At 58.1% G+C, this 18,279-nt stretch carries 21 protein-coding genes; 6 read left to right on the forward strand and 15 right to left on the reverse strand.

What is annotated here, in order from left to right; all coding sequences use genetic code 11:
- Window positions 1-48 precede the first annotated feature (48 nt).
- From CCGE525_RS28260 to CCGE525_RS28290, 7 genes are all read right to left on the reverse strand, one after another.
- Window positions 49-1,311, reverse strand: coding sequence for an ABC transporter substrate-binding protein (locus CCGE525_RS28260; RefSeq protein WP_120707560.1), 1,263 nt, complete (start codon window positions 1,309-1,311; stop codon window positions 49-51).
- Between the two features lie 375 nt (window positions 1,312-1,686).
- Window positions 1,687-2,475, reverse strand: a complete 789-nt coding sequence (locus CCGE525_RS28265) for an ABC transporter permease (protein WP_425375921.1) — start codon at window positions 2,473-2,475, stop codon at window positions 1,687-1,689.
- 61 nt (window positions 2,476-2,536) lie between these two features.
- Window positions 2,537-3,304 (reverse strand): ABC transporter ATP-binding protein, encoded by a 768-nt coding sequence (locus CCGE525_RS28270; RefSeq protein ID WP_120707562.1) that lies wholly within the window; start codon window positions 3,302-3,304, stop codon window positions 2,537-2,539.
- 52 nt (window positions 3,305-3,356) lie between these two features.
- Window positions 3,357-4,382 carry an ABC transporter substrate-binding protein gene (locus tag CCGE525_RS28275; RefSeq protein WP_120707563.1) on the reverse strand — a complete coding sequence of 342 codons (1,026 nt, stop codon included), beginning with the start codon at window positions 4,380-4,382 and terminating at the stop codon, window positions 3,357-3,359.
- Window positions 4,383-4,577: 195 nt separating this feature from the next.
- Window positions 4,578-5,345, reverse strand: a complete 768-nt coding sequence (locus CCGE525_RS28280) for an ATP-binding cassette domain-containing protein (RefSeq protein ID WP_120707564.1) — start codon at window positions 5,343-5,345, stop codon at window positions 4,578-4,580.
- Between the two features lie 3 nt (window positions 5,346-5,348).
- Entirely contained in the window at window positions 5,349-6,335 is a 987-nt protein-coding gene (locus tag CCGE525_RS28285; protein WP_120707565.1) for an ABC transporter permease, read from the reverse strand.
- 73 nt (window positions 6,336-6,408) lie between these two features.
- Window positions 6,409-7,338, reverse strand: a complete 930-nt coding sequence (locus tag CCGE525_RS28290; protein WP_162950396.1) for a substrate-binding domain-containing protein — start codon at window positions 7,336-7,338, stop codon at window positions 6,409-6,411.
- Window positions 7,339-7,661: 323 nt separating this feature from the next.
- Between CCGE525_RS28290 and CCGE525_RS28295 the strand changes: the two genes are divergently transcribed.
- Window positions 7,662-8,576 carry a DMT family transporter gene (locus tag CCGE525_RS28295; RefSeq protein WP_281024659.1) on the forward strand — a complete coding sequence of 305 codons (915 nt, stop codon included), beginning with the start codon at window positions 7,662-7,664 and terminating at the stop codon, window positions 8,574-8,576.
- Window positions 8,577-8,780: 204 nt separating this feature from the next.
- Here CCGE525_RS28295 and CCGE525_RS28300 read toward each other — a convergent pair whose 3' ends face one another.
- Both CCGE525_RS28300 and CCGE525_RS28305 read right to left on the reverse strand, forming a co-directional pair.
- Complete coding sequence (locus CCGE525_RS28300) at window positions 8,781-9,218, reverse strand: hypothetical protein (RefSeq protein ID WP_120707568.1); 438 nt, start codon at window positions 9,216-9,218, stop codon at window positions 8,781-8,783.
- 159 nt (window positions 9,219-9,377) lie between these two features.
- Window positions 9,378-10,328 (reverse strand): GlxA family transcriptional regulator, encoded by a 951-nt coding sequence (locus CCGE525_RS28305; RefSeq protein WP_120708665.1) that lies wholly within the window; start codon window positions 10,326-10,328, stop codon window positions 9,378-9,380.
- Between the two features lie 85 nt (window positions 10,329-10,413).
- On the opposite strand from CCGE525_RS28305, the gene CCGE525_RS28310 reads away from it, so the two are divergent.
- Together CCGE525_RS28310 and CCGE525_RS28315 are read left to right on the forward strand one after the other, a co-directional pair.
- Window positions 10,414-11,103 carry a DJ-1/PfpI family protein gene (locus tag CCGE525_RS28310; protein WP_120707569.1) on the forward strand — a complete coding sequence of 230 codons (690 nt, stop codon included), beginning with the start codon at window positions 10,414-10,416 and terminating at the stop codon, window positions 11,101-11,103.
- Window positions 11,104-11,157: 54 nt separating this feature from the next.
- Entirely contained in the window at window positions 11,158-11,397 is a 240-nt protein-coding gene (locus CCGE525_RS28315; protein ID WP_162950258.1) for a hypothetical protein, read from the forward strand.
- 19 nt (window positions 11,398-11,416) lie between these two features.
- On the opposite strand, the gene CCGE525_RS28320 is transcribed toward CCGE525_RS28315, so the two are convergent.
- Entirely contained in the window at window positions 11,417-12,397 is a 981-nt protein-coding gene (locus tag CCGE525_RS28320; RefSeq protein ID WP_120708666.1) for an MYG1 family protein, read from the reverse strand.
- Between the two features lie 282 nt (window positions 12,398-12,679).
- Between CCGE525_RS28320 and CCGE525_RS28325 the strand changes: the two genes are divergently transcribed.
- Window positions 12,680-12,967: a hypothetical protein gene (locus CCGE525_RS28325; protein WP_120707571.1), complete on the forward strand. Its 288-nt coding sequence runs from the start codon at window positions 12,680-12,682 to the stop codon at window positions 12,965-12,967.
- Window positions 12,968-13,006: 39 nt separating this feature from the next.
- Here the strand turns inward: CCGE525_RS28325 and CCGE525_RS28330 are convergent, their stop codons facing one another.
- Together CCGE525_RS28330 and CCGE525_RS28335 are read right to left on the reverse strand one after the other, a co-directional pair.
- Window positions 13,007-13,264 (reverse strand): hypothetical protein, encoded by a 258-nt coding sequence (locus CCGE525_RS28330; RefSeq protein WP_120707572.1) that lies wholly within the window; start codon window positions 13,262-13,264, stop codon window positions 13,007-13,009.
- A gap of 549 nt (window positions 13,265-13,813) precedes the next feature.
- Window positions 13,814-15,094: an EAL domain-containing protein gene (locus CCGE525_RS28335; RefSeq protein WP_120707573.1), complete on the reverse strand. Its 1,281-nt coding sequence runs from the start codon at window positions 15,092-15,094 to the stop codon at window positions 13,814-13,816.
- A 736-nt stretch (window positions 15,095-15,830) separates the two neighbouring features.
- On the opposite strand from CCGE525_RS28335, the gene CCGE525_RS28340 reads away from it, so the two are divergent.
- A complete protein-coding gene (locus tag CCGE525_RS28340; protein WP_245472196.1) occupies window positions 15,831-16,154 on the forward strand; it encodes a hypothetical protein in 324 nt (107 codons plus the stop codon).
- Window positions 16,155-16,249: 95 nt separating this feature from the next.
- On the opposite strand, the gene CCGE525_RS39195 is transcribed toward CCGE525_RS28340, so the two are convergent.
- Window positions 16,250-16,471 carry a hypothetical protein gene (locus CCGE525_RS39195; protein ID WP_245472376.1) on the reverse strand — a complete coding sequence of 74 codons (222 nt, stop codon included), beginning with the start codon at window positions 16,469-16,471 and terminating at the stop codon, window positions 16,250-16,252.
- On the opposite strand from CCGE525_RS39195, the gene CCGE525_RS28345 reads away from it, so the two are divergent.
- Entirely contained in the window at window positions 16,368-17,354 is a 987-nt protein-coding gene (locus tag CCGE525_RS28345; RefSeq protein ID WP_245472330.1) for an alpha/beta hydrolase, read from the forward strand. The genes CCGE525_RS39195 and CCGE525_RS28345 overlap by 104 nt on opposite strands.
- Window positions 17,355-17,560: 206 nt before the next feature.
- Here CCGE525_RS28345 and CCGE525_RS28350 read toward each other — a convergent pair whose 3' ends face one another.
- Together CCGE525_RS28350 and CCGE525_RS28355 are read right to left on the reverse strand one after the other, a co-directional pair.
- Window positions 17,561-17,854, reverse strand: coding sequence for an Sf3a2-prov protein (locus CCGE525_RS28350; RefSeq protein ID WP_120707574.1), 294 nt, complete (start codon window positions 17,852-17,854; stop codon window positions 17,561-17,563).
- Window positions 17,855-18,027: 173 nt separating this feature from the next.
- Window positions 18,028-18,222 carry a hypothetical protein gene (locus CCGE525_RS28355; protein ID WP_120707575.1) on the reverse strand — a complete coding sequence of 65 codons (195 nt, stop codon included), beginning with the start codon at window positions 18,220-18,222 and terminating at the stop codon, window positions 18,028-18,030.
- Between the last annotated feature and the right edge of the window lie 57 nt (window positions 18,223-18,279).

Consider the following 18,279-nt stretch of genomic DNA (forward strand, 5'->3'; position numbering starts at 1 on the left):
CCGCGCCCTCTCGCATCATTCCCGGATCGCGACCGGACGCACGCCGCACTAGTACATGTTCGTAATCTTCGAGACCGATTCCTGCGCGTTCTTCAGCGCCTGGTCCGGAGTGATCGTGCCGGCAACCGCTTTGGAGAGCTCAATGCCAAGTGCGTTCTCGATCTCAGGCCACTTCGGATGGCGCGGCCGCGGCGTCGAGAAGTTGATTGCCTGCATCAATATCGGGTAGTGCCGGAATTGCGGCTGCGAGGTCAATTCGGGATCCGTAAACACCGAGAAGCGAACCGGCGGATTGCCGCGCTTGGCCGAAATCTTCATCTGCTCGGGCGAGGTGGCCCACATCATGAAGTCGAAGGCTTCCTGCTTGTTCTTCGATGCCGACATGATGCCCATTGTCCAATGTCCGATTTCCGATGAGCCGGCGTGTGTGCCTGCCGGCATCGGCGCATAGGAGATCTTGCCGACAACCTGGCTCTGGCTCGGGTCCTCGAAGGTGGCGACCCAGTTCGGCCAATTGATCGATGAGGCGGCGATACCCGACGTCATTGCGCGACCGACGTCTTCGGGTGCGAAGCTCTCGACGCCCTTCGGCGAGATCGCCTTGAGCGTCATGAACATCGTCATCGCGTCTTTGGCTTCCTTGGTGTCGAGCGTCACCTTGGTCCGGTCGGCGTTGAAGAGATTGGCGCCATATGACCACAGGATCGGCATGAAATCGGCGACGACGTTATTGCCCTGTCCGCCGCGGAACACATAGCCGTAATACCGTCCTCCGCCGGCATCGGTGATCGCCTTCGCTGCCTTGTAGACATCGTCCCAGGTTGCGGGCTGGCCTTTGAGGCCTGCTTGAGCAAACTTGGCACTGTCGTAAAAGAACATCTGTGCATTGCCGACATAGGGAATGCAGACGAACGGACCGGTATTGTACGGGTTACGGCAAACTGCCAGCGACTTAGCCAGGAAATCATTGTCGGGGCCTGGAACCCCAAGTTTGGCGAAATAGCTGCTGAGATCCTCGAGATGGCCATTCTCGGCAAAGAATGGGATCCATGGATCGTCCATCAGCACGATATCGAAAGCGCCCGATTTTGTCTGGCCGGCATTCGCTGCCTTCTCGAAAACGTTGGCATAAGGGGCCTGGACGATCTCGACCTTCTTGCCCTTCAATTTCCCGTAGTCGGCGGCTGCGGCTCTCAGGCCGTCGCCCTCGCTGCCCGAAGGCACGAGCATTGTGATGTCGGCCCATGCGGTTCCGCTGATTGCAAATGCGGACGCCGCAATCGCCAAGGTGAGAAACAATTTGCGAAGCATTGTGTACCTCCCATTTGAAGCTGCGATCCATGGGCCCCTCTATTAGGGACCACCTCACCGTTGCCAGCACGACGGAAATGCTACTGGGATACCCACGCGCGCCGACCAGTAAAATGCCGAGCGCCTCCTCCACGAAATCGCGTTCTTCCAGAAAATTATTCTAACACATCAGACGGTTAATTCAGAGATGTATATTAGAATTACATTAATATAATCCCTGGACGGTCTGCGCCGAGCTTCTGCGTCGTAAGGACTGCCCATCGTCTCGCCGCCCGCGGGCGGCGGTGCTGCCTGGCCATGCTAAATTCCGCGCCGACGCCACGTCAGGCCTTTTGCGGGCCCAATATCCTGGTCCTCCGAAATGTCTGGTGACGTCTATTCGCGCCAGCTCAGGAATTGCCGCTCGACCTGGCCGATGACGAAATTCACGATCAGACCCATGATTGACAATATGGTGACGCCTGCGAAGAGCTTTTCGAGATCATAGAGTGAACCGGCCTCGAGGATGTATGAGCCGACGCCGTATTGCGCGCCCAGCATTTCCGCAGCGACGAGCAGGATGATCGCAATCGAGATAGAAACGCGTAGGCCGGAAAGGATCGCGGGGAAGGCACCGGGCAGCACGATCTTGCGGACGATCGACCACCAGCTCAGCCCAAAACTCTGACCCATGCGGATCAGCGAACGGTCGACGTTGTCGACCGCTCCATAGGTGGCGACGACGGTCGGCGTGAACGTGCCGAAAGCGATCAGGGCGTATTTCGACATCTCGTCGAGACCGAACCAGATAATGAAGAGAGGCAGCAGGGCGATCTTCGGAACGGGAAAGAGCGCGGCGACCAGAGGAACGAGGCCGGCGCGGACATAGCTGAACAGGCCGATCGCCACTCCGAGCGAGATGCCGACCGAAATGCCGAGGGACGCACCGATGAAAAGCCGCTGTAGCGAGGGGATCAGGTGCTTCCAGAGACCGCCGGTCTGCCAGAGCTGCACGAGCGTTTCGAGCACGGCTGTCGGGCGCGGCAGCGTCAGGCTGGTGATGAAGCCGGTGCGGGTTCCGATTTCGGCAAGCACAAGCAGGGCCGCGAAAACAGCGAGTGCCACACCGCGAACCGGTCTTGGCGCGAAGCCGCCGCCGCGGAACGGGACGGGCTGCACCGGCATAGCCTTCTGCCCCGCACCTTCGTTCTTGGACTCAGCGGTTCGTGCCTGAACTGTGCTGACATCAGACATTGACCAACTCCTTGTCGGCGGCCATCGCTTCTTCCCGCATCAGGTCCCAAAGCTGCTTCTGCTTCTCTTCGAGCATCGGGTCACCGAGACGACGCTCGGACAACGGGATATCGATATCGACGATTTCACGGATACGCCCCGGACGGCGAGACAGGACGACGACGCGGTGGCCGAGCCGAACCGCTTCGTTAAGATTGTGGGTGACGTAGACCGAGGTGAAAGGCTGGCGGGTCCAGAGTGAAATCAGATCGTCCATCAAGAGTTCGCGCGTCTGGCTGTCGAGCGCCGAAAGTGGCTCATCCATCAGCATCACGGCGGGGCGTACGGCAAGCGCACGGCTGATCGCGACACGCTGGCGCATTCCGCCCGAAAGCTGTTTGGGCAGCGCGTTGCGGAACTCCGAAAGTCGCGTGCGCTCCAGGACATTCGTGACGATGTCGTCCATTTCTCGGCGGTTGAGGCCATGGTCCTCGAGCACAAGCTTGATATTGCCCTCGACCGTGCGCCAAGGCAGCAGGGCGAAGTGCTGGAAGACATAGGTGAGCGGGTTGAGACAGTCCTTTGGAGGCTCGCCGATCTGCAGGACTTCGCCGGAGGAGGGGCGTTCCAGTCCGCCAAGGAAGCGCAGCAGCGTGGACTTGCCGCAGCCCGACGGGCCGATCAAACAGGCGATCTGCCCTTGGGGAATATCGAGGGAGATGTCGCGCAGAACCTCGACGGATCCGTAGTAGTGATTGATGTTGTTGAGTTTCAGGTCCATGAGGTCTCCCCGCCGGAGGCCGCCCGAGCCTCCGGTTTGGCGTGCAAGCACATCAGATCGTCTTGACGTAGGACGTATCGAAAAGCTGGTTGTTGGTGATGGAGTCCTTGACCATGCCTTCCGACTTGAACCATTCGAGCTGCTCGATGCAGCTATCGAGCGAAATTGCCATTCCCTTGTTGATGCGCATCGCACCTTCGATCAGGTTCTGCTTGGCGACATCGTAGGGGCTGTCGCTTTCGACATACTTGTAGCAGATCTTCGCCAGCGCATCGCGCTCCGCGTCGTCCGCGGTCTTGTCGACGAAGGCGGCGTTGTAGTCGTCAATCGCCTTGGAATAGGCTGTTATGAAGGACTGGGTGAGAGCTCGGTCGTCCGTGGCGTTCTTCGTCGAGGTAAAGCCCGTCGTCACCTGATAGTTCGGCGCATAGTCGGAGACGAGGCCGATCTTCTTGGCCGCGCCTTCGCGGATCATCTTGTTTGCCACATTGGCCTGGATCGCCCAGGCATCGATCTGACCGGTCGAGAGCGCGCCGACAATGGCGCCAAGCTTCTGCAGCGGGCGAAGCTGGATATCGGCGAGGTTGATGTTGTTTGCCGCAGCGATCTTGTGAGCCATGAAATGGAAGGAAGAACCGGCCGTCGTGATGCCAAAGCTCTTGCCGGCCAGCTTGGAAGGATCGGTCAGGCCGGCGGCATAGGCCTTGTTCGATGCCAGGATAACGGCTCCGACAATGCCCTTTTCTTCCGTCAGCGCGCCGCCGACGACCTTGATCGCACCCTTCTGGGCAAGGCTGATAAGACCGCCGCTCATTGCCGTCACACCGAATTCCGCGTCGCCGGAGGCGATCGCCACGGCCATTGGCTGGGCCGCTTCAAAGAACTTCAGCTCGATGTCAAGGCCGGCACTTTTGAAGTAGCCACGTTCATAGGCGATGAAGCTCGGTGCATGGCTGGCAAGATTGAGGACTGCGAGATTGCGCTTCGTCGCCGCGCGCGCCGGCATTCCAAATGCGGCTGCGGCGGTGGCAGCGCCCATCGCCATGAGTGCCTGGCGGCGGTTCAGGGTGAAATTCATCTTGGGGGTATCCTCCAATGTCGACGCGCTTGAGGGCGCCAGGCATTCTCACTGCCACTCAATGCCGTTGAAGACAACGAAAAATGATCGTCGATCTGAGGGATACGGCCCATAATATCTGCTCTTCAAACAAGCAGCCAAGCTACAAGCGTGCCTTTGATTTGTGCAGACTCTGTTGACCTAGCTTTGGGCGCTTCACCTCGTAATAGCGTTGAGCATTTCCTCCCCCGTGATGATCCTTTCGACCTGGGCGATTGTCGTCTTTTTCGGATCTATGTCGTCGGCGACGACCCTTCCGCCCCGCATGACGACAATCCGGTCGACCACTTGAAACACGTGGTGGATATTGTGGGCGATGAAAATGCAGGAATGACCTGTGTCGCGCGCTTCGCGAACGAAACGGAGAACCCCTTGCGTTTCGGCTACACCCAGGTTGTTGGTAGGCTCATCGAGGATGATGAGATCGCTATCGAACTGCATGGCGCGGGCAATCGCAACTGCTTGGCGTTCGCCCCCGGATAGGGCAGTGATGGCGGTTTCCGGCGGAATATCCTTCTTTATGCCGACCCGCTTCAGAAGGTCTCGAGCGGAGGCGTTCATCGTCTCCTGGTCCAATCGGCCGAAGAAGCGGCTTCCCTTGATGGGTTCCCGGCCCAGGAAGAGATTTCGGGCGATCGACAGCTGCGGCACGAGCGAGGAATCTTGAAAGATCGTTTCAATTCCATTCGCAATCGCCTCGGCCGTGTTTTTAAGTTCGACTTTTCTCCCTTTGATTAGGATCTCGCCGCTCGTCAGCGGGACTGCGCCGGACAACACCTTGATCAGCGTTGATTTGCCGGCGCCGTTGTCGCCGAGCAGGCCCACCACTTCGCGCGTTTTGACGGTAAGGCTGACGTCGCGAAGCGCGTGGATACGGCCGTAGAACTTGTTGATTTTCTCCATGCGAACGAGGTCTTCGGCCATGGTCTACACTCCCGCGTTATGTCGCCGTTCGAGCCATGAATGAAGCGCCATCATGCCGAGGATGATTGCTCCGATGAAAATATTGTAGGCAAGTCCGGGTACGCCGACCATGACAATGCCGTTTCGCATGATGCGCAGAATGAAGATGCCGAGTACCGTTCCGACGATGGTACCCCGACCACCCGTCAGCACAGTTCCGCCGATGACCACCATCGCAATCACCTCAAGCTCGTAGCCGGTTCCGCTATTTGGGTTGGCCGCCGACGTGCGGATCGAGCTGATCACGCCCGCAAGTGCTGACATGGCCGAGGACGCCATGAACAAATAGACCTTGGTCCGGTTGACATTGACGCCGCGAGCACGCGCCGCGTTGGGATTGCCGCCCGAAGCCTGTATCCAATTGCCGATTTTCGTCTGAGTGAGAACAAAGTGGGCGGCAAACGCCGCGAGTGCGAACCACAGCACCGACATGTACATTCTAAAGCTGCCGATGAAGAAGCTCCCCGCCAGGAGGGCGGCAAACCAGTTGCCCCCGGCTGTCCAGGTGTGCTGGGGAAAGCCGTCGGTGATGTAAAGGGCAGTGCCTCTCACCACCAGGAGCATCCCGAGCGTGACCAGAAAGGACGGTATGTTCAGCTTGGTAACGAACCACCCGTTTGCAAAGCCGATGAAGAGACTGAAAGCGAGGGCGACGAGGAAGGCGGCACCGAGCGGCATCAGATTGGCGTTGAACACCGTCCACATCAGAACGGCGGAAAAGCCGAACACCGAACCGACGGACAAATCGAATTCCCCGGCGGTCATCAGCAGGGTCATCGCCAACGCGATAAGCCCGAGTTCGACGGTAAACGAGAGCGTGTTGCTGATGTTTTGAAGCGAGAGGAAGTCCGAATTGAATGACCAGAAGATCACGAGCTCAAGGACTAGTAGGACGAGCGGACCGAATTCGGGCTTCGAGATAAAGCGTTGAAGAAGGGAATGCTGTTGCATGGATGCTCACCGGATTGGGGTGTGCCACCCGGGTTGCAACCGAGTGACACAGCCAGTACGCCTTTCGACCACGTTATTTGCCAGACAGAATCTTGTCGTAGATCCCCGCTTTGTCCTTTTCATAAAGAGCGCCGGTAATGATGTTGAAGCCGGGCGGGATCTTGTTTGCCGCCATAGCTGCCATCGACAAGGCCATGTAGCTGGTTGCCTGCGGGTCCTGCCATTGAGCGGCGTTCACGTAACCCGTCAGAACTTCCTGCGTCGTATCGGGCGAGTTGCCCCAGCCGACGACGGGAATTTCGCCAGGCTTTACGCCGACCTGATCGAATACCCGCTTGATGCTCCCGGTTACGAGGTCGCCGAGCCCGATGATTGCCTTCACCTTAGAGCGATTGGCGGTGAGGTAATCCGACATGCGCGTAATGATTTCGGCCTGGTCCAACGTGGAGTCTGTGATTTCCCAGGTGATGTTCAGCGGCTTGAAGACGCTGGATATTCCTTCTTCTTCCTGCACACCGTAAGTCGCACCGGGAACCTCCACCGGCATCCAGACGAAGTCGCCGGATTTCACCAGCTTCTTGTCGACCAGATATTGCGCCCAGTTGTGGCCGAAGGTCTTGTTGTCACCGCCGACATAGGCATTAAAGCTCGCCTGAGGATCGGGCGTGTTGAAGTTGATGATTGGGATATTGGCGGCGTTGGCTTCCTTAACGACTTGGACCAGGCTACCCGGATCGGGGCTGGTGGTGACAATCCCGGTCGCCCCCGCCGAAATTGCGGCCCTCACGGCCTCTTGCTGCGCAGGAACATCACCGTTGTGGAACGATGTGTTGACCTTGTTGCCGGTGTCTTCGGCCCAGAGCTTGGCTCCTGCCAGAAAATAAGTCCAGACAGGATCCGCCGGAGAGCCGTGCGAGATCCAGTAGTAGGTTTTGCCCTGCGCGTAGGCCGCCGAAACGAAGCCCGCTCCTGCGGCAATGACGATCGCCGAGAGTAAGGTAATAGCTTTCTTTAGCACGTGAAAACTCCTCCCTTGGCCCGGTCGTTTGGCCGGGCGGTTTGATTTGCTGACCTCCCAGTCAACATCAAAATGACTTGCTTGCATGCGTCATTTTGACGTCCTAAAGCCAGCCGGAGGTTGAAGAAGAAGTCAAGCGACTCCGGTCTCGAATCTGAGCCGGCGGAGCAGAATAATACGGATGAACCAAGCCATCATTTTGAAGTAGTCGAAACATGGTGTGACATTGGCGCATGCTGGGCGGCCTTGCGGGAAAAACACAAAACCGGTTAAAGCCCGCGGATACATCCGTTTTGGGGAGGGGCGCCTTGAGTGTTCGCACGGCCGGCAATTCCGGCAATGTCTTGGTCATTGGCGTGCTTTTGATGTTGCTCGGCGATTTTCTCTTTTCGCTGAACGATGCGATGGGCAAATGGCTGGTCGCGAGCTTCCCCGTTGGGCAAGTGCTGGTGGTGCGCTCGCTCGGCTCCTTTCTCATCCTGGTGCCTTTGATCGCAAGGCAGGGGAGCCATACGCTCTTCCACATCGAGCGCGTCCCGCTGCAGATCCTGCGCGTCGTTTTGACGACCGCCGACGTCGGGCTGTTTTATGCCTCCGTTGCCTATTTGCCGCTTGCCGATGTCATGACCTTCTATATGGCCGGTCCTATCTATGTCGCGGCGCTCTCACATTTCTTCCTCGGCGAGACGATCGGATGGCGCCGTTGGCTCGCGGTCGTCGTCGGCTTCATCGGTGTCGTGATTGCGCTCAGACCCTCCACGGCGATGCTGTCCTGGCCGTCGATCTTTGCTCTTGTCGGTAGCCTTGCTTTTGCGCTGACTTTGGTGCTCGGCCGACGCCTGCGTCTGACGAGCGACGTGACACTCGTCACCTGGCAAACAGTTGCCGCTCTTATTACCGGTCTGGTGCTCAGCATCGGCAACTGGCGTTCCCCGTCGGCACTCGATTTCACAGCGATGCTGACGCTTGGGGTTGTAGCCGGAAGCGCTCATATGATGATTACCCGGTCGCTGAAGCTCGCTCCGGCTTCGCTGCTTGCCCCGCTGCAATACAGTCTGCTTGTCTGGGCGATTGCACTCGGCTTCCTTTTCTTTGGCGATCTTCCGGACAGCCAGATTCTGATAGGCTCCGCTGTCATCGTAATCGCGGGGCTCTTCATCTTTCACCGGAAGAATCTTACGGGAGACATTCCCAAGGAGACCATCCCGCCGGATGGGCACTGAGCCCTGCGACATGCCACCCCCAGCAACTGCCGCCCTATGCATGGTTCCATCGGCTAGGCGTCGAACAAGGCGATCCGTGAGAACCTGCATTCCCAGGGATTGCCAAGCCAACATTTGGCTGCCGACAGCCTACTTATGCGATCCAACCAAGTTGGAGGCGTCGCCGCAAGGCCAGCGGCCCAAGCCGGCAACGCCAAGGGTAGACTATATCGTCAGCATCTTGCGCAACCGGGCAAACAGGCTCGGTGGCCTTCCGGCAAGCAGCGGACGAATGGAGCGTGCGACCACGGAAGAACTGACCGTTTCGCCGAAATGGCAGTAGCAGACAATTCCGTGCAGTTCATGATCCGTGAGTTCGAAGAAGCGCTTGGCTTCCCCGTAGCTGTCGTTTTCCAAACCAGCAGCGCGAAGAACCGGATCTGCAAAGGCGACGGAGATGGGGGAACTATCCGTCCGCATTGCAGCCCTGGTCTCGCTAGGCTGAAATTCGGTTTCGCGCAAAGTGGAAAGAAACTGTCGGGGACTCCGCTCGAGAAGATCTATCCAACGTTCGAGCCGTTGGGTTCGCGACATCTCTCGATTAAGGAAATCCTGATCGACTTTTGCAATTTTCTGCAAGTCATCGCGTGCATGCTGCTTCATCTCGGCCTCCTATTTGGCGATAGTTGGTCCCCTTCGATGTAACTTCAGCCCTAACTGATGATTATCCCAAAGAGACGAGATGTCCAGTCACGTTGGGCTGTCACGATTTGCGGAACGAGAAATATCATGCACTCAGCGTGCTCGCGTCCCTGCCGACTGCTATCCGAAATGATCGCGAAAGGCCTGCGGGGTCGTTCCGAATGTTTTGAGGAAACTCCGTCGCATGGTCTCGTCCGAACCGAAGCCGGAGCGGATACGTGCCTGGCGAATGGAAAAGCCCTGCTCCAGGAGGCGCCGCACCGCCTCCACGCGGATATCCTCAATAACCCTGGCAGGCGTGCGGCCGGTTGCTTGGCGATAGTGCCGCGAAAAGCTGCGCGCGCTCATATTGGCCTGCTCGGCAAGCGCCGGCAGCGACAGATCGCCGCGCAGATTATCGAGGATCCACCCATGCAGCCCGTCGAAACGATCGCCGCTTTCCTGCAGTGCGAGCATTGTGCTGAACTGTGCCTGACCGCCCGGTCGCTTCAGGAAGACGACGAGTTCGCGGGCGACGGTGAGCGCCAATTTTCGGCCGAGATCCGCCTCCACCAGCGCCAGTGCCAGATCGATACCGGCCGTGACGCCTGCCGAGGTCCATATGTTGCCGTCCTGGACAAAGATCGGATCGGGTTCCAATTGGACATCTGGGAAGCGTTTGGAAAACTCGTTGCACCGGTGCCAATGCGTCACCGCGCGCCGCCCCTCCAAAAGCCCGGCTTGGGCAAGAAGAAAGGCACCACTGCAGACCGAAGCGGTTCGCCGCGCCCTGGCTGAACGCCGGCGGATCCAGTCGACTAGAGCGGCATCTTCACACGCTTTATTGACGCCGATGCCACCGGCGACAATCAAAGTATCGATCGGCTCATCGTCATGGGGCAGCAACGCCGTCGCAAGCGTCAGACCCGATGTCGTTCCCGTTTGCCCGCTCGTCGCAACCGCGATCGCCTCATAGGGCCTAGGCTGACCGGCGGCGAGCGCCGCCTCGTTGGCGCTGGTAAAGACCTGCAGCGGACCCGTTATGTCGAGCAGTTGGGCGTTTTCGAAGGCTACGATCTCAATGCGGCGCATGGTTGGCTCAAAATGAGGGGACTTTGGCAAATACGCCAGATAGTGATCGCGTAAACTCACCGAAGTCAACCATTGGAGATGCAGCATGACCATCCGCTTCGGCCTGCTCGTCTTTCCTGGCATTCAGCAACTCGATCTCACAGCACCTTACGAGATCTTCGCCTCGACTGAGGGCGCGGAGGTTCATCTGATCTGGAAAGACACTCGGCCGGTCATTTCCGCAACGAAACTGGTGCTTCAGCCGACGGTAACATTCGACGATTGCCCTCAGCTCGATGTCATTTGTGTGCCTGGCGGCGGCGGTATCAATGCGCTGCTTGAAGACGAGGCCGTGCTGTCCTTCATTCGCTCAATGGCGGCGCAGGCACGTTTCATTACCTCCGTCTGCACCGGCTCCCTTGTCCTGGGCGCTGCCGGTCTGCTCAAGGGCAGGAGGGCGACGACGCACTGGAATGCTCACGATTTCCTCGCAAGTTTCGGTGCCATTCCGACCGCAGGCCGTATCGTTCGGGACGGCAATCTTATCACCGCCGGCGGTGTGACGGCTGGCATCGATTTCGGGCTCGCCGTCGTTGCGGCCCTTTTTGGCCAGGAGGAAGCAGAGACGGTTCAGCTTTCGCTGGAATATGCGCCGGCACCGCCGTTCCATTCTGGCACACCGGAAGAGGCGACAGCCGATGTCATCGCGAGAACGAAGCGGCGTCTTGCCGGTTCACGGACGGCGCGCGAGGTCATCATCGCCCGCCTGATTGCATCTTCACGTGATCCGGTTTAGGCGAACGTCGCAAAACCTGCTATAAGCGATCCCAAGGCCGCCGCGGCACTTACTTTGGTTCAGCCAGGTGTCAGCGTTGCTAAATATTGGGTGCAGGATTTTGCCAAGGACGATGCTTCGATGACTGCTAAAGCTTACATCATTGCGATGCTGCTGAGTTCCATCATGTGGGTAACGTCGTTCGACGTTGCGCAGCACGCTTATCGACATGCGCAAAAAGCGGGAGCCATCCCCAATCTGCATCTTAAGGAGACGGCATATCGTTGGATATTCGACGATGATGCAGGCGTTTAGAGCGGCGGCACATCCCCAACTAGCCGGCGGCGATATTTGCAGGCGAAGCAAGGCCGGAGTCGACGACTGATTTCAACCCTGTGGAGACGGCCTCCCTTACCGCCAGCTCGGCCATAGCGAGAGCGGCCTCGCGGGTCTTGGCGGCGGCGATGAAGCGGCCATTGTGGCAGAAGCTTGCTCCATCAATGCCGCAAGCCGCCTCCAAATCACCATTGGTCAGGCCTGCCCACGGTGCAGGCAGGTCCGCCCGCAGCTCAAACCCATCGTCGGCGCGGCGAATGCCGGTCACGCACCAATCCTTTGCGCGCGGGTGAACGACAAACAGCAGATGATCAGCGCCAGCCTTAACGATAGCGGGGCGAAAGGGCATTCCCATTGGGAGTTCAAGAATTCGCCGCTGGCCAGCGTCCTCGATTGCCTGACGCACAACCGCCTCGGCCCGAAATTTTGCGGCGCTTTGGGCTATCTTCGCCTCGACGAAACTACGCGCGATGGCGAGAGCGTTCTGGAACCCACGATCTTCTGCCCGAGGATCGGCCTCATCGAAAACGGGTTTCAATGTTTCCAGCAGAGCCGGTAGCGTCAGGCCCGCCAGTGACCCGGCAATAGAGGGATCAAGCACACCATTGTCCACGAGATCGACCGGCAGGACGAAGCTGGCATCGAAAGAGGCATGTACGGCCTCGACATGAGCCGCGGGAAGCCCTGACGCGGCAAGATAATCGCGGCCATAGTGCTTCCAGATCAAACCGAACGAACTGTACGGCTGGCCATCCTCGCGCAACGGCGCGCCGCGCTGATGGTGATCGAAAATCCGCGTTGCAGCGTCATATGCACCGCCCACATCATAGATGATGCGGTCTATCCCGGGCGTGACCCATTCCGTCTCCCTGCTGCGGATGAGACGTGCCTGCGGGAAAAGCCTGGTCAGAATGACGCTGGACAGCAGCTCGTCGGCATGAAAGCCACCGGAATGGGTCACGAGGAAATCTGGGATCATGCCGGCATGTACCTTGTTGTTCGCGAAGCGGCTTGCTTGAGTTGGCACCAGATAGCCATTGCTGGATCTTATCTCAACCCGTCATTCGGCCATTTGAGTGCGTTTGTCGGCCCCGATGGGCCGGGGAGCAGTTGCTCATTTTGCCTGCCGGCGCTCGTATTGAGCAAAGCAGATGGGTGCCATGCGTTAATTGCATTGGAAGGCCGTTGTAGTCGAAGGCAGTCATCGCCAGATAGTTGACAACGGGAAACAAGCGTTTCTCTCCTTCTGAGGAGATGAATTATGGTTGCATTCAAATCTATCAACGAAATGACGATCGAAGAGCGGCAGGAAATATTGTCGGCGGTCGTGGATACGCTGGAAGAAACTTCCAAGGAAGCTTCCCTGGAAGGGCAGGGTACTTATGCCGAGAACTCTCGCAATCTCGCTTTGGCTATTAGCGGCTCTGCCGACGATCTAGCCACTGACGAACTCGACGCTGCGAATATTCTGCTACAGCAGGCGATGACGATGATATCGCAGTTCCGTCTGCGGCATCCTTATCCGGCGGCGAGCCTTTCGATACATTAATTGAACCACGGCGAAGGGGGCAGCAAGAGCTGTTCCCTTTCATCGTCCTACGCGGACAGCGGCGGGTGGTTCGATCATGATGGCATCTATTCCTAAAGCCTCATCGTCGAAGAACGAGCGTCGGGCTCTACCGAGTCGATAGTCGTTCCATTTGTGTTCCAAACAGAACCACTGGGTTCCCTGTTCGACGTCGTAACGGAGCCTGCCCAAACTCACACATCCGGGATATTCGCAGTAATGGTCATCCAGCATCTGCTCTTCCGCAGAGCGTGAAATCCTCGCCGCATCGTCAACCATCCAAGTGTCCTTCGCATATTGAGCGCCATCGCCGTGCGTGAGGCGAAGGCGTGGTTCCACAGTGGACTCACTGGATGCGAGGGTAGGGACGGGTGGTTAACCGATGGTTTCAAGTCCCGGGTTCCAGTCGCTGAAGCAACTCCTCTGACAGAGAACTAGTTCTCTACCGAACACGCTGAAGTGTCCCGCTTTCAGGTTGAGGGCGCAGGGGCCGACTATCTCGCAACGTCGCGGGATGCCGTCGCTGAGGTCAAAGTCACTCAACCTGGACGGGCTTCCTCTACGTGTTCGACCTCGACCGGGACGGTGAACTCTACAGAGCCAGGCGCGGACAAAGCAGAATCAGCTCAGTGTGGGATCGGGAACAGCCGGCGTTCAGAATTCTGGGCATCAATCAGCGCTTCCAAGATAGCAATTGTGAGTCGAACGACGCACTCATCTGTGGTCCAACGAGAGTTGGGATCGGTCGAACGCAACAAATCTAATCCCTGATTGGCCACAATAGCTTCTGCTCTGTCGACTGCCCAACCGGTGAAATTCTTTGACATTTCACTCCCTACAACGCACGGCTAACTCAGACCCCTGAACGATCCATGTACCAACGCTGCCTTGAACGGGACCGGGGCTCTTTGTGGGCAGCATACCGGCGGGCAATACTGAGGCGATCCTGTCGTCAACGGCAACAAGGTGCCTTGGGTGGGACGGCCTACAGATGCAGTACCCCTGCACCCAATGGGCGCCGCCCGCATATGCCGCCAGCATGGATTCCTCGTCTTCGGCGCCTTCGATTACCACCTGCGGGGCAAGCTGCGATGCCAAAGCAACCAGCCTCGACAAGAACTCGCGCCCGAAAGGGCAGCCGACCGCCTCCTTGAGGAAACGGCCATCGATCTTGATAATGTCCGGCTGTAGCGTCCTCGCCTGATGGATGGAGGTGAATCCTGCTCCGAAATCGTCAATCGCCACCATGCAGCCGAGCGCCTGCAGCCGGAGGAAGAACAAGCGGGCTGCGTCGACATCAGGCAGAGTTGCGGTCTCGGTCACTTCGATGACCAGCCGCGCCGCAAGCTGGGGTTCAGCTGTTAGGATGCCAAAAAGAGAGGTCCAATATTCGTCGTCAACCGCGCTCTGCGCCGAGATGTTGCAGCCGAGACGCACGGACGGTGACCGACGCAGGGCCGAAATCGTCTCCTGAACGACGGCACGGTCGAACAGGCGGGATAGCCCGAGTTGTTCGATGGCGGGCAAAAACCGTGCGGGGGCGATTAGTTTCTGCCCGCCCGTCGGCGCAACGATTCGCGCCAGACATTCATCGTAGAACAGCTCGCTGTCATCCGTGGCGCGAATGGCCTGCCTCGCCAGAACCAGCCTGCCTACCGCGATTGCCTCGTAAACGTCGACAGCCTGGGCCATCAGTTCTTTGTAGCGATCGCCGACAATTCGGCCATAAGGGGCAGGCTTGAATGCGCTGACTGCACTTGCGCCGCCGGCAACCACAGACAAAGCCACCAGAACGGCAACACCATCCACGACCAAAGGTTCGCGGCCAAGCATCAACAGCAGCGTTTCGGCCCAAACGTACCCACCGGAAGACATCCCGGGTTGAGCCCCATCCGCCACAAGAAACCGGTCGCTGCCGCGCACCAGGACAGAGACCCCTCGGCTCCTGAGAAGAGCGGCGGCCCGAGCGCAAAGGCGGTCGAGGACCTCGTTTGCGAAGTCTTCGCCATAGGCAATCGAGATATCGAGAAAGTTCTGGAAACACAGCAGGAGGGGTGAATCGGCATTCGCGGCACGCTGGCATGCGGTGGGAGAGGTACCGACGATCATTAGATGCCCTTTATATTACTGTTGGCAACGCCCGCGGCAACCAGTCCAAAACGAGCGAGTCGAGAAGATGCGGTGTCGGTTGGTATCGCAGATCTATTCGAGATGTTTTTAGATGAAGCTCTCGCGGTGGTGATGCAGACACCACTTGGCCATGATCGGGCCGTCGCCAGAACGACGATTCCGTTCTTGGGGACTTTGCCTAAGCTCATTCATTTCCTCCGCATGCCTTCTTGAAAAGCGACGGGCGCTTTCGCAGTGTTCCGTGTGCTGCGCAACTCTGCTGCAACTTCTGGGACAAATCCATGGGCTCGGGACCAATAGCCTAGCCTTCGGGACTTAGGTCCGGTCACAGGCAGGACCTTGGTCTGATGGAGAACAAAGAACGGCGAGGGCGGGCAACGTCGAGGCCGGCGATCAAATCGCGCCGCACAGATAGGCCGGAGCACCGCCACGTCCGGGTGACCGTAGATCCATTCAAAGCGATATGAAGTCATAGGCTTCAATAGCGCGTGCCAACAGGATTCCGTGAACGATGCCGGCTGTCGATGTGTACAACAAGTGACCATGTCACCTGAGTGCAATCGATTGGAGATAATAAAGTAGTCCGATAGTTGGTTTGGCTTATGCATTTATCGAGGTTGAGATGAGTAATCGGGCAAATAAGATACTTCCCCACCATCGGTTTTCGCATTCTCTCGGAGCGCCTTTGGCTCGGGTGCAAGGAGAGATAGCGCATGTGTTCGAGGCCCCTGAGAACCACCACGGTGCAAACCACCAGCATTTCACGGTGAAGATCGAAACGGTCCTGAAGTTTGATGGCGGCGACGCTGATATCAGTGGCCAGACAGTCTTCATTGCCGTGCGTTTTGGCGACAATGAGGGGCTCGACCATGAGATCCCCGATCTGAAAGCAGGCGAACCCATCGAGCTGCAGGGAGAGTATATTTCCATCGCTTCAGCCTATCCCACTGAAGACAACAGCAACCCGGTACTGCCGGTCCTTCACTTCACACACCATCCTGTAGGGTATGTGCTGTATGAAGGCGTGCACTATAGCTGACACCAGGCGTTCGCCTCGGTCTCAGCTGGAGAGACTCCAGTCGTCGCCCAAGAGGCCCGATGACGGCGTCTCCTATCGTGCTGACCACGCTTGACTCAATCATCATTTCTGCGACCGTGGGAAGACAATGTTGCGTCTGGTTTCTGCGGTAGAAAGGCTAATCGTATGAACGAATTTTGGTCATTTCGCTTCATGCGCTTTTTTTCGACGATTTTGATCGCAACGGTTGCCATAGCCTTTTCGCCGGCGTCAGCTGTTTTTGCACTTGATGCGGCTTCGCAAGCGAAAGCCCCGAATAGCCAGATCGAAAAACTCATCGGAACGCTGCGTCAGAACTATGACGGCGCCCAGAGCCTTCGCCAGCGGCGCGCCGCCTTCGAAAAGCTTATGGCGTCTACGCCGGATCCGAAGCGTGTCCAGATCCGTCATGTCAATGCCAACGGTGTCGAGGCTGACCTGATATGGCCCGCGCGGTTGCACCATCCGATCGGCCGGCGCGCGATCCTCTATCTGCATGGAGGCGGCTACTACAGCGGCTCGCTGAGGACGCACCGGAATATTGCGGGCTCCCTCGCGAAAGCCGCGTCGGCCGATGTCCTGCTGGTCGATTATCGCCTGTTGCCGGAACATCCGTTTCCAGCCCAGATCGATGACGCTCTGGCGGCATATCGTTGGCTTCTGGCTGAAGGATACAGGCCTGAGAACGTGGTGATCGCTGGAGAATCCGTAGGCGGAACCCTGGCAATTGAAGTTACGCTTAACCAGCTGCGGATCAACGGACCTTTGCCGGCGGCCGTGGTCGCGATGAGCCCGGTGACCGATTTCGCCGCAACAGGCGCGTCCATCACCACAAACGCCGAGAACGATCCGTTTATGGGCAAGGCCGAGCTGGAGGCCATCCGCAACGTCTATCTTGGCGACAAATCTCCGGACGATCCCGAGCGATCGCCGCTTTACGCCGATATGACCGGCTTTCCACCGCTACTCTTGCAGGTTGGTTCGCGGGAGACGCTGCTCGACGATACTCTCCGGCTCGAAGACAAGGCGCGCAAGGCAGGAGTCCACGTGAAGGCGGAAGTTTGGCCGGGCATGATCCATCAGTGGCAGATCTTCCCGTTCTGGATTGACGATGCGCGCAAGTCGAACGAAAAAGTAGCCGCGTTTGCCATTTCCCACTTTGCGGACCGGCCCGCGGAATAGACATCACAAATCCATGCTTAATGGCAAACGTTCCCGCGGCTCGTCAGACTGCGGCGGCGCGTCGAGATGTGACGCCATAGGCAGAACGCAATCAAGGTGCCTCAATGCCAAGACGCTTCAACTATCACTATCGGTACGCTGCGGATGCTCACGGCAGGCCGTTTGAAGTCTGCCGTGTCGATGAAGGTCGTTTGTCGCATATGACGTCAACGCGGCGGTTTGTCGTCGCGCCTTATCTTTTGCGCATCCAGATAGCCGTGCTCGAATGCCTTGGCGCGACTGCTACCTTCGGGATAGGGATTTTTATTGTCCGCAGCCTCCCTGTTTCCAGCTTCCGCTCCACGCTCATAGGCGGCCTCATCGCCATCTTCTGCGTCAGCGTCATTCCCTAGATTTTCCCTGTCCAGCTCGGGCGGATTCGCCGAGGGCGGCTGAATGGGATTTGGCAGCCCCGCTTCCGGCGCGGGCACCGGGGGCGACGTCGGATCATATTTTGCCATGGTTTTTCCTCCCGAGAGAAAACGCCATGGCACGGTCGCGGTTCCCTGAGCGATCCCAACTTGCCTCGTCATGTCACCGCTTTTTCAAAAGCAGCTTAGACCGCAAATTCTCGCCATCCGCAAACGCATCGCGAAAACGGCTTCGATATCCCCGATCGCCGTCGACGCGGCTTTCAGTTCTTATCGGTGGCGTCCCATCGATCCAACTTGAGGGAAAGCTGCAAGCCGCGCGGTAACGGGGGTAAAGGCCGGCCGATGTCGACGCGACGCTTCCAGGCAGCGCGCCGTTCTTGTTCGCGTTCCCGAAGCGCCTTCGAGACCGCTACAAAGGCCATGGCGCGCTCTATGACTTGTTCCGATTTCGTCATGGATACCTCCATATGTTCACTATATGTTCTCATAATGGATGGTAACAGTCAAGCCGG

This window comes from Rhizobium jaguaris, assembly GCF_003627755.1.
GTDB classification, from domain to species: Bacteria; Pseudomonadota; Alphaproteobacteria; order Rhizobiales; family Rhizobiaceae; genus Rhizobium; species Rhizobium jaguaris.

Excerpts from the sequence above, each read along its gene's own strand:
- CCGE525_RS28260 (WP_120707560.1), bottom strand. The coding sequence starts at position 1,311 with ATGCTTCGCAAATTGTTTCTCACCTTGGCGATTGCGGCGTCCGCATTT.
- CCGE525_RS28265 (WP_425375921.1), bottom strand. The coding sequence starts at position 2,475 with ATGCCGGTGCAGCCCGTCCCGTTCCGCGGCGGCGGCTTCGCGCCAAGA.
- CCGE525_RS28270 (WP_120707562.1), bottom strand. The coding sequence starts at position 3,304 with ATGGACCTGAAACTCAACAACATCAATCACTACTACGGATCCGTCGAG.
- CCGE525_RS28275 (WP_120707563.1), bottom strand. The coding sequence starts at position 4,382 with ATGAATTTCACCCTGAACCGCCGCCAGGCACTCATGGCGATGGGCGCT.
- CCGE525_RS28280 (WP_120707564.1), bottom strand. The coding sequence starts at position 5,345 with ATGGCCGAAGACCTCGTTCGCATGGAGAAAATCAACAAGTTCTACGGC.
- CCGE525_RS28285 (WP_120707565.1), bottom strand. The coding sequence starts at position 6,335 with ATGCAACAGCATTCCCTTCTTCAACGCTTTATCTCGAAGCCCGAATTC.
- CCGE525_RS28300 (WP_120707568.1), bottom strand. The coding sequence starts at position 9,218 with ATGAAGCAGCATGCACGCGATGACTTGCAGAAAATTGCAAAAGTCGAT.
- CCGE525_RS28305 (WP_120708665.1), bottom strand. The coding sequence starts at position 10,328 with ATGCGCCGCATTGAGATCGTAGCCTTCGAAAACGCCCAACTGCTCGAC.
- CCGE525_RS28310 (WP_120707569.1), top strand. The coding sequence starts at position 10,414 with ATGACCATCCGCTTCGGCCTGCTCGTCTTTCCTGGCATTCAGCAACTC.
- CCGE525_RS28320 (WP_120708666.1), bottom strand. The coding sequence starts at position 12,397 with ATGATCCCAGATTTCCTCGTGACCCATTCCGGTGGCTTTCATGCCGAC.
- CCGE525_RS28325 (WP_120707571.1), top strand. The coding sequence starts at position 12,680 with ATGGTTGCATTCAAATCTATCAACGAAATGACGATCGAAGAGCGGCAG.
- CCGE525_RS28330 (WP_120707572.1), bottom strand. The coding sequence starts at position 13,264 with ATGGTTGACGATGCGGCGAGGATTTCACGCTCTGCGGAAGAGCAGATG.
- CCGE525_RS28335 (WP_120707573.1), bottom strand. The coding sequence starts at position 15,094 with ATGATCGTCGGTACCTCTCCCACCGCATGCCAGCGTGCCGCGAATGCC.
- CCGE525_RS39195 (WP_245472376.1), bottom strand. The coding sequence starts at position 16,471 with ATGAGTTTTTCGATCTGGCTATTCGGGGCTTTCGCTTGCGAAGCCGCA.
- CCGE525_RS28350 (WP_120707574.1), bottom strand. The coding sequence starts at position 17,854 with ATGGCAAAATATGATCCGACGTCGCCCCCGGTGCCCGCGCCGGAAGCG.
- CCGE525_RS28355 (WP_120707575.1), bottom strand. The coding sequence starts at position 18,222 with ATGACGAAATCGGAACAAGTCATAGAGCGCGCCATGGCCTTTGTAGCG.